Origin of the sequence: Streptomyces sp. NPDC097981, assembly GCF_040302565.1 — a bacterium.
Taxonomy (GTDB): Bacteria; Actinomycetota; Actinomycetes; order Streptomycetales; family Streptomycetaceae; genus Streptomyces.
In genome coordinates this window covers 21,133-37,658 of the sequence record NZ_JBEORW010000032.1, presented here as the reverse complement: position 1 = coordinate 37,658, position 16,526 = coordinate 21,133, and the positions used below count along the sequence as shown (strand labels likewise).

At 71.0% G+C, this 16,526-nt stretch carries 12 protein-coding genes; 7 read left to right on the top strand and 5 right to left on the bottom strand.

The window, feature by feature from the left end; translation table 11 throughout:
- Nucleotides 1-34: 34 nt before the first annotated feature.
- Entirely contained in the window at nucleotides 35-1,906 is a 1,872-nt protein-coding gene (locus ABTY04_RS27385; RefSeq protein WP_352216058.1) for an APC family permease, read from the bottom strand.
- Nucleotides 1,907-2,305: 399 nt separating this feature from the next.
- Between ABTY04_RS27385 and kdpF the strand changes: the two genes are divergently transcribed.
- From kdpF to ABTY04_RS27355, 6 genes are all read left to right on the top strand, one after another.
- Nucleotides 2,306-2,395 carry a K(+)-transporting ATPase subunit F gene (gene kdpF, locus ABTY04_RS27380; RefSeq protein WP_037807443.1) on the top strand — a complete coding sequence of 30 codons (90 nt, stop codon included), beginning with the start codon at nucleotides 2,306-2,308 and terminating at the stop codon, nucleotides 2,393-2,395.
- A gap of 8 nt (nucleotides 2,396-2,403) precedes the next feature.
- Complete coding sequence (gene kdpA / locus ABTY04_RS27375; RefSeq protein ID WP_352216057.1) at nucleotides 2,404-4,068, top strand: potassium-transporting ATPase subunit KdpA; 1,665 nt, start codon at nucleotides 2,404-2,406, stop codon at nucleotides 4,066-4,068.
- Nucleotides 4,065-6,164: a potassium-transporting ATPase subunit KdpB gene (gene kdpB, locus ABTY04_RS27370; protein WP_352216056.1), complete on the top strand. Its 2,100-nt coding sequence runs from the start codon at nucleotides 4,065-4,067 to the stop codon at nucleotides 6,162-6,164. The genes kdpA and kdpB overlap by 4 nt, the downstream gene beginning before the upstream one ends.
- Nucleotides 6,165-6,170: 6 nt before the next feature.
- Nucleotides 6,171-6,881 (top strand): potassium-transporting ATPase subunit C, encoded by a 711-nt coding sequence (locus ABTY04_RS27365; RefSeq protein ID WP_352216055.1) that lies wholly within the window; start codon nucleotides 6,171-6,173, stop codon nucleotides 6,879-6,881.
- 124 nt (nucleotides 6,882-7,005) lie between these two features.
- Nucleotides 7,006-7,689 carry a response regulator gene (locus ABTY04_RS27360; protein ID WP_352216054.1) on the top strand — a complete coding sequence of 228 codons (684 nt, stop codon included), beginning with the start codon at nucleotides 7,006-7,008 and terminating at the stop codon, nucleotides 7,687-7,689.
- A 40-nt stretch (nucleotides 7,690-7,729) separates the two neighbouring features.
- On the top strand, nucleotides 7,730-10,273 hold the full coding sequence (locus tag ABTY04_RS27355) for a DUF4118 domain-containing protein (protein WP_352216053.1): 2,544 nt from the start codon (nucleotides 7,730-7,732) through the stop codon (nucleotides 10,271-10,273).
- 199 nt (nucleotides 10,274-10,472) lie between these two features.
- On the opposite strand, the gene ABTY04_RS27350 is transcribed toward ABTY04_RS27355, so the two are convergent.
- Nucleotides 10,473-11,111, bottom strand: a complete 639-nt coding sequence (locus ABTY04_RS27350; protein WP_352216052.1) for a putative DNA-mimic protein — start codon at nucleotides 11,109-11,111, stop codon at nucleotides 10,473-10,475.
- Nucleotides 11,112-11,488: 377 nt separating this feature from the next.
- Between ABTY04_RS27350 and ABTY04_RS27345 the strand changes: the two genes are divergently transcribed.
- Entirely contained in the window at nucleotides 11,489-12,574 is a 1,086-nt protein-coding gene (locus tag ABTY04_RS27345) for an alpha/beta fold hydrolase (RefSeq protein ID WP_352216051.1), read from the top strand.
- Between the two features lie 17 nt (nucleotides 12,575-12,591).
- On the opposite strand, the gene ABTY04_RS27340 is transcribed toward ABTY04_RS27345, so the two are convergent.
- The 3 genes from ABTY04_RS27340 to ABTY04_RS27330 are packed head-to-tail and all read right to left on the bottom strand — an operon-like array spanning nucleotide 12,592 to nucleotide 16,516.
- On the bottom strand, nucleotides 12,592-13,899 hold the full coding sequence (locus ABTY04_RS27340) for an NAD(P)/FAD-dependent oxidoreductase (protein ID WP_352216050.1): 1,308 nt from the start codon (nucleotides 13,897-13,899) through the stop codon (nucleotides 12,592-12,594).
- The gene (locus tag ABTY04_RS27335) at nucleotides 13,896-14,702 is read right to left on the bottom strand and encodes an ABC transporter ATP-binding protein (protein ID WP_352216049.1); all 807 of its coding nucleotides are present in this window, start codon (nucleotides 14,700-14,702) and stop codon (nucleotides 13,896-13,898) included. Before ABTY04_RS27335 ends, ABTY04_RS27340 begins: the two co-directional genes overlap by 4 nt.
- Nucleotides 14,699-16,516: a dipeptide/oligopeptide/nickel ABC transporter permease/ATP-binding protein gene (locus ABTY04_RS27330; RefSeq protein ID WP_352216048.1), complete on the bottom strand. Its 1,818-nt coding sequence runs from the start codon at nucleotides 16,514-16,516 to the stop codon at nucleotides 14,699-14,701. The genes ABTY04_RS27335 and ABTY04_RS27330 overlap by 4 nt, the downstream gene beginning before the upstream one ends.
- Nucleotides 16,517-16,526: the final 10 nt, after the last annotated feature.

The following is a 16,526-nucleotide window of genomic DNA, read 5'->3' as shown; positions in this document are numbered from 1 at the left end:
TACGGAAGGCCGTCAAGGCCTCGTCAACGAGGTGTCAACACGTGTCGTCGCTGATGCGGAAACGCAGTCGGCAGATCACCGCGTCGGTGTCCCTGCGCACGGCGTGCGCGACGACCGACCCGCGCTGGTTCTGGAGCAGCCGCTGCCACAGGCGCGCCGGCTCGGTCTCCGGGATCAGCACGGTGACCTGCGCGCCCGGACGGGCCTCGGCGAGCTCGCGTACGTACCCGGAGACGGGGCGGCCGAGCGCGCGGGTCATCGAGGTGACCTCGACGAGTTCGACCCCCGGGTTCCAGAGCTCCCAGTCGCGGCGCAGGGCCTCGGCGGCCTGCCGGTCCTCGGGGGCGGGGTGGGTGACGGTGACCGCGAGGACCTCGTCGCCCAGCGAGCGGGCGGCGGTCAGGGCCTTGCTCGTCAGCTTCGACAGTCCGGAGACGGGTACGACGACCAGCGAGCGCGCCCGTGTCGGGGGCTGCGGGATCCGCCCGAGCTCCAGGCGCTCCCCGATCCGTGCGTACGTGCGATGGATCTTCTCGAAGCCGAGGACCAGCAGCGGCAGGGCGATGACGATCAGCCAGGCGCCCTCGGTGAACTTGGTGGCGGTGACGACGACTGCCGAGACACCGGTGAGGAGCGCGCCGAAGCCGTTGAGGGCGGCCTTGGCCTGCCAGCGCGCGGGGTGCTCGCTGAGCCAGTGGCGGACCATGCCGACCTGGCAGATGGTGAAGCCGACGAACACGCCGATCGCGAAGAGCGGGACGAGGGTGTTGGTGTCACCACCGGAGGCGATGAGCAGGACGGCGGACACGGCGGCGAGCGCGAGGACCCCGTGCCGGTGCACCTGACGGTCGGCCTTGAGCGCGAAGAGGTGCGGCAGATGGTTGTCGCGGGCGAGCAGGCTCATCAGCACGGGCAGTCCGCCGAAGGAGGTGTTCGCAGCCAGCGCCAGCAGCACCATCGTGGCGAACTGGACGACGTAGAAGGCGGTGTTGTGCCCGAACGAGGCGTCCGCGAGCTGGGCGAGGACGGTCACACCCTCGACCGGCTGGAGATGGAAACGGCCGATCAGGACCGACAGACCGATCAGCATCACGCCGAGCAGGCCGCCGAGCGCGACCTCGGTGCGCTGCGCCCGCCGTGCGGCCGGGGCCCGGAAGGACGGGACGGCGTTCGCGACGGCCTCGACACCGGTCAGCGCGGAACAGCCGGCCGCGAAGGCCTTCAGCAGGAGCAGCGCGCCGACCGTGGTCGCGCCCTCGCCGAGCGCGGAGGCGTGACCTGCCGCGGAGGCCGTGCTCACCGGCCCGTCCCGAAACAGCCCGACCGCGATCATGGCGAGGATCGATCCCACGAACAGAGCGGTCGGCAGCAGAAACAGCTTCGCCGAATCGGCCACGCCGCGCAGGTTCACGACGGTGACCAGCACCAGGATGCCCGGGCAGATCCACACCCGCTCGCCGTACAGCTGCGGAAAGGCCGAGGTCAGAGCCGCGACGCCGGCGGTGACGGAGACCGCGACGTTCAGGACGTAGTCGAGGATCAGTGAGGCCGCGGCGACCAGGCTGGTGCGCCGCCCGAGGTGACGCTTGGCGACGGCGTACGAGCCGCCGCCGTCCGGGAACGCGGCGATGACCTGCCGGTACGAGGCCACGAGCACCGCCAGCAGCGCAGCGATCGCGACGGTGACCGGAAGGGTGAACCCGAGCCCGTACACCCCCGCGCCGGCCAGCACCAGCACGATGGCCTCGGGCCCGTACGCGACCGACGCCATGGCGTCCAGCGACAGCGCGGCCAGCCCCTGGAGCGCAGTGAGTTTGTGACAGGCGTCGGCCCCGGTGTCGGGGGGCTCCTCCGCGCCGGGGCCCCGTGCCGCCACTGTGTCCGGTTTACCTGCGTGCATGGCCATGAAGCCGGTCCCTCCGATCGAGCAAAGACAGGGACAGCGTCGAGGCCGAAAAGCAGACCACCCAGCGCCCTTGGCGGGATCCATACGCCCGGGACCCCACTCCTCACGCGCTCCATACGGCCGGGCCGGGAGTCCTTACAGCCGACCTGACGCACCGTGACCAATTCACTGCGCTGCGTTGCCGTAAGGGCGGCGTCAAGATTCCGGTGCGCCCGTATGAAGTCCGTCAAAAGGTCTTAACGTCCGGCTGAGCTCGCGGTTTGCTCTTCATCGGCCGTCTGGCCGAAATCCATTTCATCACTTCATCCAGGAGCTCACGGTGGCCGATCTGGCCTTCGTCGTGACCACGATCGCGGTCTTCGCGCTGGTGGCTCTCATCGCCCGAGGGGTGGCCAAGCTGTGACAGTCGAGAACATCGTCGGCCTCGCGGTGGCCGTCTCCCTGCTGGGTTATCTCGTCCTCGCCCTTGTGTACCCGGAGAGGTTCTGAGCACTGATATGAGCCCCGAAATCGCTGGTGTGCTCCAGCTGCTCGCGCTGATCGCTGCGCTCGCACTTGCATACCGTCCGCTCGGCGACTACATGGCCCGGGTCTACTCCTCCGGGAAGCACTACAAGCCGGAGAAGTGGATCTACAAGGCCATCGGCGCCAACCCCGCGGCCGAGATGCGCTGGCCCGCCTATCTGCGCGGCGTCCTGGCCTTCTCCGCAGTGAGCGTCCTCTTCCTGTACCTGCTCCAGCGCGTGCAGGGCAGCCTGCCCGGATCGCTCGGCTTCGTGTCGATCGACCCCGACCAGGCCTTCAACACCGCCGCCTCCTTCGTGTCGAACACGAACTGGCAGTCGTACTACGGCGAGCAGGCCATGGGCCACGTCGTACAGACCGGCGGCCTGGCCGTGCAGAACTTCGTCTCCGCCGCGGTCGGCATGGCCGTGGCCGTGGCCCTGGTGCGGGGCTTCGCGCGCTCCCGTACCGGTGAACTCGGCAACTTCTGGGCCGACCTGGTGCGCGGTACCGTCCGGATCCTGCTGCCCATCGCGGTGATCGGCGCCCTGATCCTGGTCGCGTGCGGCGTCATCCAGAACTTCTCCGGCATCCACGAGGTCGGCCAGTTCTCGGGCGGCACGCAGCAGTGGAACGGCGGCGCGGTCGCCTCGCAGGAGGCCATCAAGGAGCTGGGCACGAACGGCGGCGGTTACTTCAACGCCAACTCGGCCCACCCCTTCGAGAACCCCACCCCGTTCACGAACCTCTTCGAGATCTTCCTGATCCTGGTCATCCCGTTCTCGCTGACGCGGACGTTCGGCCGGATGGTCGGCTCGATCCGCCAGGGCTACGCGATCCTCGCGACGATGGGCATCATCTGGCTCGTCTTCACCGGCCTGATGATGTGGACCGAGTTCGCGCACCACGGCCCGGCGCTCCAGGCGGCGGGCGGTGCGATGGAGGGCAAGGAGACCCGGTTCGGCATCGGTGCCTCCTCGATCTTCTCGGTCTCCACGACGCTGACGTCGACGGGCGCGGTGGACTCCTTCCACTCCTCGTTCACCGGCCTGGGCGGCGGTATCCAGCTCCTGGGCATGCAGCTCGGCGAGATCGCACCCGGCGGTACCGGTTCCGGCCTCTACGGCATGCTGATCATGGCGATCATCGCGGTGTTCATCGCCGGTCTGATGGTCGGCCGCACCCCGGAGTACCTGGGCAAGAAGATCGGCACCCGCGAGATCAAGTTCGCGGCCTGCTACATCCTCATCACCCCGGCGCTGGTGCTCTGCTTCACCGCCGCGGCGATGGCCCTTCCCACCCCGGCCCACTCGATGGCCAACGGCGGCGCGCACGGCTTCTCGGAGATCCTTTACGCCTACACGTCGGGCGCGAACAACAACGGCTCGGCCTTCGCGGGCCTGAACGCCGACACGCAGTGGTTCAACAGCACCATCGGTATCGCGATGCTGCTGGGCCGCTTCCTGCCGATCGTGTTCGTCCTGGCGCTGGCCGGCTCGCTCGCCGAGCAGACCCCGGTCCCCGAGACGGCGGGCACCCTGCGCACCGACAAGCCGCTCTACACGGGCCTGCTCGTCGGCACGATCGTCATCATCACCGGTCTGACCTACTTCCCGGCGCTGGCGCTGGGTCCGCTTGCCGAAGGGCTCGCCTCATGAGCACCATCACCCCGACCCGTGCTCCGCACGACGACCTGCCCACCGGGCACAAGCCCCCGGCGGGGCGCGTCGGTGGGGGCCTGTTCGACCCCAAGGCGCTGCTCAAGTCCTTCCCCGACGCGGTGAGGAAACTCGACCCGCGCGTCATGGTCAAGTCGCCCGTCATGTTCGTGGTCCTCGTCGGGTCGGTGGTCACCACCGTCCTGGCGATCAAGGACCCGACGGACTGGTTCGGCTGGGCGATCACCGCCTGGCTGTGGCTGACCACGATCTTCGCCAACCTGGCCGAGGCGGTGGCCGAGGGCCGCGGCAAGGCCCAGGCCGACACGCTCCGCAAGGCGAAGACGGATACGGTCGCCCGCCGCCTGACGGACTCCGGCGAGGAGCAGGTACCGGGCACGGACCTCCGCATCGGTGATCTGGTCGTGTGCGAGGCCGGCGACATCATCCCCGGCGACGGTGACGTCGTCGAAGGCGTCGCCTCGGTCGACGAGTCCGCGATCACCGGCGAATCCGCGCCCGTCATCCGGGAGTCCGGTGGCGACCGCTCGGCCGTCACCGGCGGTACGAAGGTCCTCTCGGACCGGATCGTCGTCAAGATCACGACGAAGCCGGGCGAGACCTTCATCGACCGGATGATCGGCCTCGTCGAGGGTGCGGCCCGGCAGAAGACGCCGAACGAGATCGCGCTCAACATCCTGCTCGCGTCCCTCACCATCGTCTTCCTGCTGGCCGTCGTGACTCTGCAGCCGTTCGCGATCTACGCGGACGCCAAGCAGTCGATGATCGTGCTGACCGCTCTCCTGGTCTGCCTCATCCCGACCACGATCGGCGCCCTGCTCTCGGCCATCGGCATTGCCGGCATGGACCGGCTCGTCCAGCGCAACGTCCTGGCCATGTCGGGCCGCGCGGTCGAGGCCGCCGGTGACGTGTCGACGCTGCTCCTCGACAAGACGGGCACGATCACCCTCGGCAACCGCCAGGCTTCCGAGTTCGTCCCGGTCAAGGGCGCGACGGAGGCAGAACTGGCCGACGCCGCCCAGCTGTCGTCCCTCGCGGACGAGACGCCCGAGGGCCGCTCCATCGTGGTCCTCGCGAAGGAGAAGTACGGGCTGCGCGAGCGCCACCAGGGCGAGCTGTCGCACGCCGAATGGATCGCGTTCACCGCGCAGACCCGCATGTCGGGTGTGGACGTGGACGGCAGGAAGACCCGTAAGGGCGCTGCCGGTTCGGTCATCACCTGGGTCAGGGAACAGGGCGGCCGGGTCGCGGACGATGCAGACCTGCTCGCCAACCGGATCTCCGAGGCCGGCGGCACGCCGCTCCTCGTCGCGGTCGAGGACGAGAAGGGTGCCCGGATCCTCGGTGTCATCCACCTCAAGGACGTCGTCAAGGAGGGCATGCGCGAGCGGTTCGACGAGCTGCGCCGCATGGGCATCAAGACGATCATGATCACCGGTGACAACCCGCTGACCGCCAAGGCCATCGCGGAGGAGGCGGGCGTCGACGACTTCCTCGCCGAGGCCACCCCCGAGGACAAGATGGCCCTCATCAAGCGGGAGCAGGCCGGCGGCAAGCTCGTCGCGATGACCGGTGACGGTACGAACGACGCGCCCGCGCTCGCGCAGGCGGATGTCGGCGTCGCCATGAACACGGGCACCTCGGCCGCCAAGGAGGCCGGGAACATGGTGGACCTGGACTCCAACCCCACCAAGCTCATCGAGATCGTCGAGATCGGCAAGCAACTGCTGATCACCCGTGGTGCGTTGACGACGTTCTCCATCGCCAACGACGTCGCGAAATACTTCGCGATCATCCCGGCCATGTTCGCCGTGGTGTACCCGGGGCTCGACAAGCTCAACATCATGGGCCTGCACTCGCCGAACTCGGCGATCCTCTCCGCGGTCGTCTTCAACGCGCTGATCATCATCGCGCTGGTGCCGCTCGCCCTGAAGGGCGTGCAGTACAAGCCGACCAGCGCCGACAAGATGCTCCGCCGGAACCTGGGGATCTACGGACTCGGCGGCCTGATCGCCCCGTTCATCGGCATCAAGATCATCGACATGCTCATCACCCTCATCCCGGGAATCGGCTGATTCGTCATGAACAACTCTGTCGGCAATACCGCACGGCTGATCGGCGCGGGCCTGCGGGCACTCCTGGTCCTGACGGTCCTGTGCGGAGTCGTCTATCCGCTCGCCGTGACCGGTCTCGCCCAGGTCGCGTTCAGCGACAAGGCCAACGGTTCCGAGATCAAGGACGAGAGCGGCCAGGTCGTCGGCTCCGAGCTCATCGGCCAGACCTACAACCTGGACAAGAAGGACCCGAACGATGCGGAGGAGGCGGCCAAGCCGGACCTGAAGTGGTTCCAGCCGCGCCCTTCCAACGGCCTCGGCACCAACACCGTCAACCAGCAGTACTCCCTCATCCTCTCCGGCGCCACGAACAAGGCCGCCGACAGCGGTGCGGTCGACGGCAAGTGCACCGAGGAGGAGGGCACCCTTTGCGCCCAGGTCCTCGCGGCCAAGGCCGCCGTCGTCGCGGACAACTCGACGGCCTCGTACAAGGTGAAGCCCGAAGACGTGCCGGCCGACGCCGTCACCTCCTCCGGTTCCGGACTCGACCCGAACATCTCCCCTGAGTACGCCAAGCTCCAGATCCACCGCGTCGCCGAGCAGAACAAGCTCGACGTCAAGCAGGTCGAGAAGCTGGTGGAGAAGAACACCGAAGGCCGCACGCTCGGCTTCATGGGCGAGCCGCGCGTCAACGTCCTCAAGCTCAACATCGCGATCAAGGCCCTGGCCGCGAGCTGATGATCGCCACAGCGCGGATCCGGAGCCGGCGGGGCGCGGAGTTCCCCCGGCAACCGCTGGGAGCGAGCGTCAGCGTCCCGTCGGCTCCGGCTTCTCACACCTTACGAAAGGAAGGCTCCACACGATGACACGCGTGCTCGTGGTGGAGGACGATCCGCAGCTCGTACGCGCGCTGAAGATCAATCTCCAGGCGCGGAAGTTCGAAGTGGAAGAGGCCGGCGACGGTGCCATGGCGCTCCGCCTCGCCGCCGACCGCAAACCGGACGCCATACTCCTGGACCTCGGACTGCCCGACATGGACGGCGTGGACGTGATCAGGGGCGTGCGCGGCTGGAGCCGGGTTCCGATCCTGGTCCTCTCCGCCCGGCACACCTCCGAGGAGAAGATCCGGGCCTTGGACGCCGGTGCGGACGACTACGTGACGAAACCGTTCAGCATGGACGAGCTGCTGGCCCGCCTCCGAGCCGCGACCCGGCGGCAGGAGGAGCCCGCGTCCCCCGCCGGGGTCTCGGGGATCACGACCGACGAGTTCAGCGTGGACCTGGCGGCCAGGAAGGTGGTGCGCGGCGAGCGCACGGTCCGTCTGACCCCGACCGAGTGGCATCTGCTGGAGCTGCTGATCGCCCATCCCGGTCACCTCGTGTCCCAGCGCAAGCTGCTGCTGGAGGTCTGGGGGCCGACGTACGCGGAGCACACCAACTACCTTCGGGTCTACATGGCCCAGCTGCGGCGCAAACTGGAAGCGGACCCCTCCCACCCCCGGTATCTGATCACGGAACCGGGGATGGGCTACCGCTTCGAACCCTGACAGACACGGCACATCGAACAGAACGAGAATCCGACATCACATGAGACGCGGAAAGCTCCGGATCTACCTCGGCTCGGCACCGGGCGTCGGCAAGACGTACGCCATGCTCTCCGAGGCGCACCGCAGGACCGAGCGCGGCACCGACTGCGTCGTCGGCTTCGTCGAGCACCACCACCGGCCGCGTACGGAGGTGATGCTGCACGGCCTCGAAACGATCCCGCGGCGCGAGATCGAGTACCGGGACACCATCTTCACGGAGATGGACGTGGACGCCGCACTCGCGCGCCGGCCCGCCGTCGTGCTCGTGGACGAGCTCGCACACACCAACATCCCGGGCTCGCGCAACGCCAAGCGCTGGCAGGACGTGGAAGAACTCCTCCAGGCCGGCATCGACGTCGTCACCACCGTCAACATCCAGCACCTGGAGTCGCTCGGCGACGTCGTGGAGACGATCACGGGCGTCCGCCAGCGGGAAACCGTGCCGGACGAGGTGGTGCGTCGGGCCGACCAGATCGAGCTCGTCGACATGTCCCCACAGGCCCTGCGCCGCCGGATGGCGCACGGCAACATCTACAAGCCCGACAAGGTCGACGCCGCACTCTCCAACTACTTCCGCCCCGGCAACCTCACCGCCCTGCGCGAGCTGGCCCTTCTCTGGGTCGCCGACCGGGTCGACGAGTACCTCCAGGAATACCGGGGCGAGCACAACATCCGCTCCACCTGGCAGGCCCGCGAGCGCATCGTGGTGGGCCTCACCGGCGGGCCCGAGGGCCGTACGCTCATCAGGCGCGCGGCCCGCCTCGCCGAGAAGGGCGCGGGCGGCGAGGTCCTCGCCGTCTACATCGCGGCCAGCGACGGCCTTTCCTCGGCCTCGACCAAGGAACTCGCCGTCCAGCGCGCGCTGGTCGAGGATCTCGGCGGCACGTTCCACCACGTCATAGGCGACGACGTCCCGCACGCCCTGCTGGAGTTCGCCCGGGGCGTCAACGCCACCCAGATCGTCCTCGGCGTCAGCCGCCGCAAGCCCTGGCAGTACGTCTTCGGCCGGGGTGTGAGCGCCACGGTGGCCGTCGAGTCCGGACCGGACCTCGACGTCCACATGGTCACCCACGATGCGGCCGCCAAGGGCCGCGGCCTGCCGGTCGCGCGCGGCGCCCGCCTGGGCCGCTCCCGCATCATCTGGGGCTGGCTGACCGGAATCGTCGGCCCCGCCCTCCTCACCCTGCTGCTCAGCCAGGTCCTTCCCGAGCTCGGCCTCGCGAACGACATGCTGCTCTTCCTCACCTTCACCGTGGCCGCCGCCATGCTCGGCGGCCTGCTCCCCGCCCTCGCGTCGGCCGCGGTCGGCTCTCTGCTCCTCAACTACTTCTTCACCCCACCGCTCTACCAGCTCACCATCTCCGACCCGCGCAACATCGTCGCCATCTCGATCTTCGTCGGCGTGGCCGTGTCCGTGGCCTCCGTCGTGGACCTGGCCGCCCGCCGCACCCACCAGGCGGCCCGGCTGCGCGCCGAATCCGAGATCCTCTCCTTCCTCGCCGGCAGCATCCTGCGCGGCGAGAACTCCCTCGACGCCCTGCTGGACCGGCTGCGGGAGACCTTCTCGATGCAGTCCGTGGCCTTGCTGGAGCGCACCAGCGAGGTCGAACCCTGGACCACGGCCGCCTCCGTCGGCACCCATCCCGTGGGCCGCCCCGAGGACGCCGACGTGGACATGCCGATCGGCGAGAACATGGCCCTGGCCCTCTCGGGGCGGGTCCTGCCGGCCGAGGACCGGCGCGTGCTCGGTGCCTTCGCCGCCCAGGCAGCCGTCGTACTCGACCGCCAGCGCCTGGTCGACGAAGCGGGCAAGGCCCGTGAACTCGCCGAGGGCAACCGGATCCGTACGGCTCTGCTGGCCGCCGTCAGCCACGATCTGCGCACCCCGCTCGCCGGCATCAAGGCATCCGTCTCCTCCCTCCGCTCGGACGACGTGGAGTGGTCCGAGGAGGACAAGGCCGAGCTCCTGGAAGGCATCGAGGAAGGCGCCGACCGGCTCGCCGCGCTCATCGGCAACCTCCTGGACATGTCCCGCCTGAACACGGGTGTGGTCGTTCCCCTGATCCGGGAGACGGACCTCGACGAGGTCGTCCCGATGGCCCTGGGCGGCGTACCGGACGGCAGTGTCGACCTCGACATCCCGGAAACCCTGCCGATGGTGGCCGTCGACCGTGGCCTACTGGAGCGGGTCGTGGCCAACGTGGTCGAGAACGCGGTCAAGTACAGCCCGGACGGCCAGCCCGTCAACGTGTCCGCCAGTTACCTGCTCGACCGCGTCGAACTGCGGGTCGTCGACCGCGGGCCCGGGGTCCCCGACGAGGCCAAGGACCGCATCTTCGAACCCTTCCAGCGGCACGGCGACGCCCCGCGCGGCGCGGGAGTCGGCCTCGGGCTCGCGGTCGCCCGCGGCTTCACCGAGGCCATCGGCGGCACACTCACCGCCGAGGACACCCCGGGCGGCGGGCTCACCATGGTGCTCACCCTGCCGACCGCCGGAGACACCCCGCAGATCAGCGGGGAGTTGCCGGCCTCGGCCGTCACCTGAGGGCGACCGGGAGCCGGTACACGCCGTGCGTACGCGCTCACGCGCTACAGCCACGCACAGCCCGGGAACCGGGCGCCGTACCGGCCGTGCAGTGCGGGCGATGCCGCCGGCGACGCGCACCCCGGCCGGCTACCCAGGGAGTACAGGTACGTCCGCTCGGGTCCGAAGACGGCTTCAAGGGGCAGGGCGATCGAGGGCGTCAGTGGAACACGATTGCGTGACCGGTGGCGATGCTCGTGCGGCACACCTCGTACAGCCGGCGCCAGGCGGACCTCTCCATGTGGAAGTGGTTGTCGGACGCGGTGTCCAGGTGGGCGCTCTCCTCGTCGCAGAGGTGCCGGTCCCGGTCGAGCCGGACTCCGATGGCGGGAGCGATGCCGCACAGTTCGGCGAGCAGCTGCTGACTGGAACCGACCATCCCGCCGCCCTCCACCTGCTTGTCCGTCGGCAGGAAGAGCGGATCGTCGAAGTCGACCGGCACGTAGAAGCCCGCGCTGTCGGAGTGGCACAACAGGTGCGAGCTCATCATCGTCGACTCGTCGAAGACCTTGTCCTCGTCGCGTTCGTACTGCTCGGCGCTGGTGGCCGATGCGGGCGTGACGGACTCGCCCCGGGCCGCCAGCACGAAGACGCGGCGCAGGTGGTGCAAATGGGCGGCGGGGAAACCCGTGAAACGCAGATGCGACGGCTCGCCCAACGCCGGCTCCTGCCAGACGATTCCCTCATCGGCCAAGGCCCGGCTGAGAAGGCCGAATCTCTCCTGCCAGCGCGCGAGCGCCTCGTGCTCCTCGATGCCGGCCATGTTCTGGAGCATGCCGACCGATATGTGAAGTCCCATGTCCGGAAGGCTAGACCGTGGCTCTGACAGTCACGTCGGCAACCGCCGTGCGGCGGCGTGGGCGCCGTCACTGCGCACCGGGTTGGCGACGAGCGCGGAACGGGCCGCCACGTGCGGCCGGAGGGTGTGCCCTTGCGGGCTGCGCGGCGGAACGTGGTCAGGGCGTCGGCATCGCCGCGGCCTCCTGCGACGCGGCCTGATGGCGAACACCGCCTTCGCCGACCCCGACGGCGCGGTGTTTCGGCGCGTCCTTCGCGCATCCCGGTTGCGAGCGGTGCGTCCCCGATCGATGGTGGCCTGGGAACTCGCGTCCCGGCAGCCGGTTCGGGGAAGGATCCGGGTGGCGAGAGGTTTTCGAGTGCTTCCGCGGAGGGCCGATGCGCCAGGACGGACGGGTCGCGAACGCGCTGCTCTCGTTGCTGAGCCGTGACTGGCTGGGGCTGCCGGTCGCGCTGCTGGTGGTGGGGGTCGGCGTCGGTCTCATGGCTCTGGGCGGGGCGTGGGTCGTGACGCTCGGTGGTGTGGTGGTGGCTGTCGGTGCGGCGCTCCTGGCGGGAGCGGTGCGACACCTGGTGCTGGTGGCCCGCGAGGCGGGCGCGCATGCGCCGCCCGGGCGGCTGGTCGACGTGGGCGGCCATCGGATGCACGTGCTGGCCGCAGGGGAGTCCGCGGGCGGTCCGACGGTCGTGTGGATGCCCGGGGGACACGCCCCCGGTGACGAGTTCCGGCAGTTGCACACGCTGCTGGGGGCGCGGACCCGCTCCGTCCTGGTCGACCGGCCCGGGTCGGGCTGGAGCGATGCCGGGCCGTTCCCGCGGACGACGGCGGTCGAGGCCGAGGAGCTGCTGGCCGCGCTGGAGGGCGCCGGGGAGCGCGGCCCGTTCCTGCTGGTCGGTCACTCCTTCGGCGGTCTGTTGGTCGCGAACGCGGCGCGTCGGCGGCCCGATCTGGTGGCCGGACTCGTGCTGCTGGACCCGACGCCGCTGGAGGTCATCGCCTTCGCGCCGCGCAACGCGCTGGTTGCGGGGACGCGCCGGAGGCAACTGCTGACGGCGGTGCGACACCTGTTCGGAGCACACCGCGGCAGCGGCGGCCGGACCCGCGCGGACTGCGCCGCCGCATCGATCTTCGCCGAGCTCTCCCCGGCCGGCCTGGCGCGGGTGGGGTGGGAGACCGTGGTCTACGACGGGGACCTCGGAGACCTGCCGCTGCTCCTGGTCACGCCCCGGGACCTCACGGGCGGCGAGACGGTCCTGGACGCCGCCCGGGACGCGGCCGAGGCCGAGCGGATACGACGCTTCTACCTCCGCGCCAGGACCCGTTACCTGGCAGCGTCGACGGCGGCCCGGTTGATCCACACACCGGAGGGCACCGGCCACGACTTCCCGCGGGAAGTACCGGAGTTCGTGGTCGGTGCGGTATGGGACCTGGCGCGGGAGCTCGGTGCGGTGGTGCGCCGCTGACCGGCGGCCCGCGGTCGTCAGCCCATGACCGTGCCGGAGCCCCCGCCGGCCGGGCGCAGGCGGGAGAAGGCGCCGAGGTCGACGGCGTTGCCGGTGAGTTCGCAGCGGTACCGCAGCGGTTCGCGGTCGTGGTCGTGGCCGGCCTCGACCCGGTCGACCAGAGCCGCGAGGAAGCGGCCCACCAGCGGGGCGTTCTTGAACTGGTTGCCACTCGTGCCCATGGCGACGTAGTAGCCGTCGAGCGCGGTGCGGTCGTAGATCGGGGTCCAGTCGTCGGCGACGTCGTACACGCCCGCGATGCCGGTGGGTCGGTTGGGGACGGTGAGCCCGGGGAAGCGGTGAGCCGCCCTGGTCACCTGGGTGCGGAAGCCGTGGACGGTCGCATGGGGGCTGGCCTTGTCCGGATCGTCGGTCCAGTCCGGCGGGTCGCAGGCCGGCTGGGTGCCGCCGATGAGGAGGTGGCCGCCGGGGGCCGGCCGGAGGTAGGTGCCGAGGTCGGGGTCGGCGACCACCGGCCCGGGGTCCGCGGCGGTGCCGTAACCATCGGGCGCGGCGACCTGGTGGACCTCCTGCCGGAGCGGTCGTACGCCGATGGTGAACTCGCCTCCGACGCCCGCCAGCCGGTTGAGGCCCCCTGACCAGGGGCCGGCGGCGTTGACGACGACCGGGGTGGTGAGCCTCGTGCCGTCGGCGAGCCGGATGCCCGCCACCCGGCCGACGCGCTGGCCGACGCCGACAACGGTGCTGTGGAACCGGAAGCGTGTGCCCAGCCCGGCCGCCGCGTCCGCCAGGTTCTGCGCGGCGAGCTGCGGGTCGTCGACGTACCCGGCGTCGGGGGTGAACAGCGCGCCGAGCTGGCCGGCGGGGCCGGTGAAGAACGCCTCGTCGTCCACCGGCTTCGGCGGCCCGTAGCGCCCGGGGTCGATCCCGGGGAGGTGCCTGCGGAGTGTCGCGGCGTCCCACCGCTCGTACGGGACGCCGGCGCGGTCGAAGAGGGCGGCGGCGTCCCCCGGCGAGCCGCCGGGGGCGTCGAGCAGCACGGCTCCGGTGTGCCGGAACGCCGCGAGCGGGCGGTTTCCACCGAGCCGCAGGTGGTCCGGCCAGGATGCCCACAGGTGGCGGGCCTCCCATGCGGTGGCGACGCCGTCGAAGGTGGAGTAGTTGAACCGGATGATCGCGCTGGACGCACTGGTGGAGCCGTGGCCGGCGGCGCCGGCCTTGTCCACGACGACGACCTGCCGGCCGGTGCGTGCGAGTTCGAGGGCTACGGCGGCGCCGATCACACCGGCGCCGACCACCACCGCGTCCGGTCGTCCTGCGGTCATGAGGGCCTCTCAGAGGGCTGTGCGGTACCGGGCGGCTGCGGCCGCAGAGTGGGCACGGAGGCGAGCAGCGTGCGGGTGTAGGGGTGCTGTGGGTCGCGCAGCAGGGTCTCGGTCGGGGCCGTCTCGACGATCCGGCCGTGGCGCATCACGGCCACCGTGTCGCAGACGTGGCAGACCGCGGGCAGGTTGTGTCCGATGAACAGCATGGACAGGCCCAACCGGCGCTGCAGCCGGCGGATCGTGTTGAGGACGGACGCCTGAACGGAGACGTCGAGGGCCGAGGTGATCTCGTCGGCGATCAGGAGACCGGGCTCGACGGCCAGGGCGCGCGCGATGGCCACGCGCTGGCGCTGCCCGCCCGACAGCTGCCGGGGCAGGCGGTCGGCGAGCCGCTGGTCCAGCTCGACGAGGTCGAGCAGTTCGGCGACGCGCTGCGCGCCGGTGCGCCGGTCGAGGCGCCGGAAGGCGGTGGCCGCTTCGGCGAGCGTCTGGCGGACGGTCATGCGGGGGTCGAGGGCGGTGTCCGGGTCCTGGAAGACGACCTGGACCAGGCGGCCCAGCCTGCGCCGGGCGCGTACGGTGCGGCCGTCGTACTCCTGGCCGTCGAGCAGGACACGGCCCCCGTGCAGCGGTACGAGCCCGACGATCGCGCGCGCCAGACTCGACTTCCCCGAGCCGGACTCGCCCACCAGCCCGACCGTGGTGCCGGGAAGGACCTCCAGCGAGACCTGGTCCACCGCCGTGACCGGGCCGCGCGGTCCGTCGTGGCGGACGGTGATCCCGCAGAGCCGCAGGCCGGTCATGACGGGACCGCCGGCAGCGGCAGAGGGTGCCAGCAGGCGACCCGGTGGCCGGCGTCGAGTCCGGTCAGCGGCGGGGACTCGGCGGCGCAGCGGTCCTGCCGGAGTGCGCAGCGCGGCTCGAACGGGCAGCCGGGCGCAGGCGCGAGCGGGTCGGGCGAGGCTCCCGGCACGGTCCGCAGCGGGCGGTCGCGGTCTCCGGCGAGGTCCGGCACCGACTCGACCAGCGCCCGGGTGTACGGGTGGCGGGAGGCAGTGGCCAGCCGGTCCGCGGGGAGGCTCTCGACGACCGTTCCCGCGTACATCACCAGGACGCGCTCGCACAGTCCGGACACCAGGGCGACGTCGTGGCTGATGAACAGGACCGCGGCACGGGTGTCCTGGCGGACATCGGCGAGCAGCTCGGTGATCTGCCGCTGCACCGTGACGTCGAGCGCGGTGGTGGGCTCGTCGGCGATCACGAGGGCCGGACGGACCATCAGACCGGACGCGATCATCACGCGCTGCCGCTGGCCGCCGGACAGCTGGTGGGGGCGGGACCGCAGGACCGCCGGTGGCAGGGCGACCCGGCGCAGGGTGGCCGCGGCCTGCTCGGCCGCCTCCGCGCGCCGTGTGCCCCGGTGCGCCCGGACGGCTTCGGTGAGCTGGGTGCCGACCCGGAGCGAGGGGTTGAGCGCGGACGCCGGGTTCTGGAAGACCATGGCGAGCCCGGTGGCGAGGTGGCGGCGGCGGTCTTTCGGCGTCATGGCGGCGAGGTCGGCGCCGAGCAGGTGCAGCGTTCGTCGGCTCACCCGGGCGTGCTCCGGCAGGAGGTCGGCGACGGCGAGCGCGGTGAGGGACTTGCCCGACCCGGACTCGCCGACGAGTCCGACGATCTCGCCGGCCCGGAGGGAGAGGCTGACGCCGCGGACGGGCCGGAGCACGCCGTGCGGCGTGGGGAGTTCGACGGTCAGGTCCTCGACCTGGAGTACCAGTTCGTCGTCGGCGGGCCCGCTCGGCGCCGCCGGTCGTCCGGCCGGTCGCGCCGGGAGGCCCCGCCGGGCGAGGCCTCCGGCCAGGACCTCGCCGAGGAGCTGGAAGGCCAGGGCCGCGTAGAGGATGGCCAGGCCCGGGGCGAGGGCGGGCAGCGGCTGCGCGTAGATGCGGTCCAGCCCCTGGTTGAGCAGCGTTCCCCAGTCGTAGGCGGGGGGCTGCACGCCGAGCCCGAGGAAGCTTAAGGCTGCGAGGGCGACCAGCGCGGTGCCCAACGCGGTGGTGGCGCTCAGCATCAGCGGCTCGGCGATGTTGGGCAGGACGTGCCGCCAGAGCAGGCGGTGCCTGCGTAGACCGAGGACGCGGGCCGCAGCCAGGTGGTCGGTTCCCGCGACCCCGGCGGCGAGTGTCTGGGCGAGCCGGGCGAAGCCGGGGATGCTCGCGACGGCGAGGGCGAGCAGTGCCCCGACGGCGCCCGCGCCGAACACGACCGCGAGGAAGAGCGCGACCAGCAGGGCGGGGAAGGCGAGCAGAAGGTTGATCAGCGCGGCGAGTCCGCGGCGTGTGCGGGTGCCGACGACGGCGGTGGACGCCCCGACGAGGACGCCGGCGGTCGTGCCGAGCAGCGTCGCGGCGAGCGCGAGCAGGAGGGACGGGCGGGCGCCGGCCAGGACCCGGGCGAGCAGGTCCCGTCCGAGGCCGTCGGTGCCGAACGGGTGTGCGGTGGACGGGCCCTGGAGGACCGCCGAAGGGTCGGGGCGGTCCGCGGCCGCACCCCAGACGAGCGGGCCGGCGACGGCGAGCAGGACCAGAGCGGCCAGCATCGTCGCCGCGACCCAGGCCATGGGGGAACGG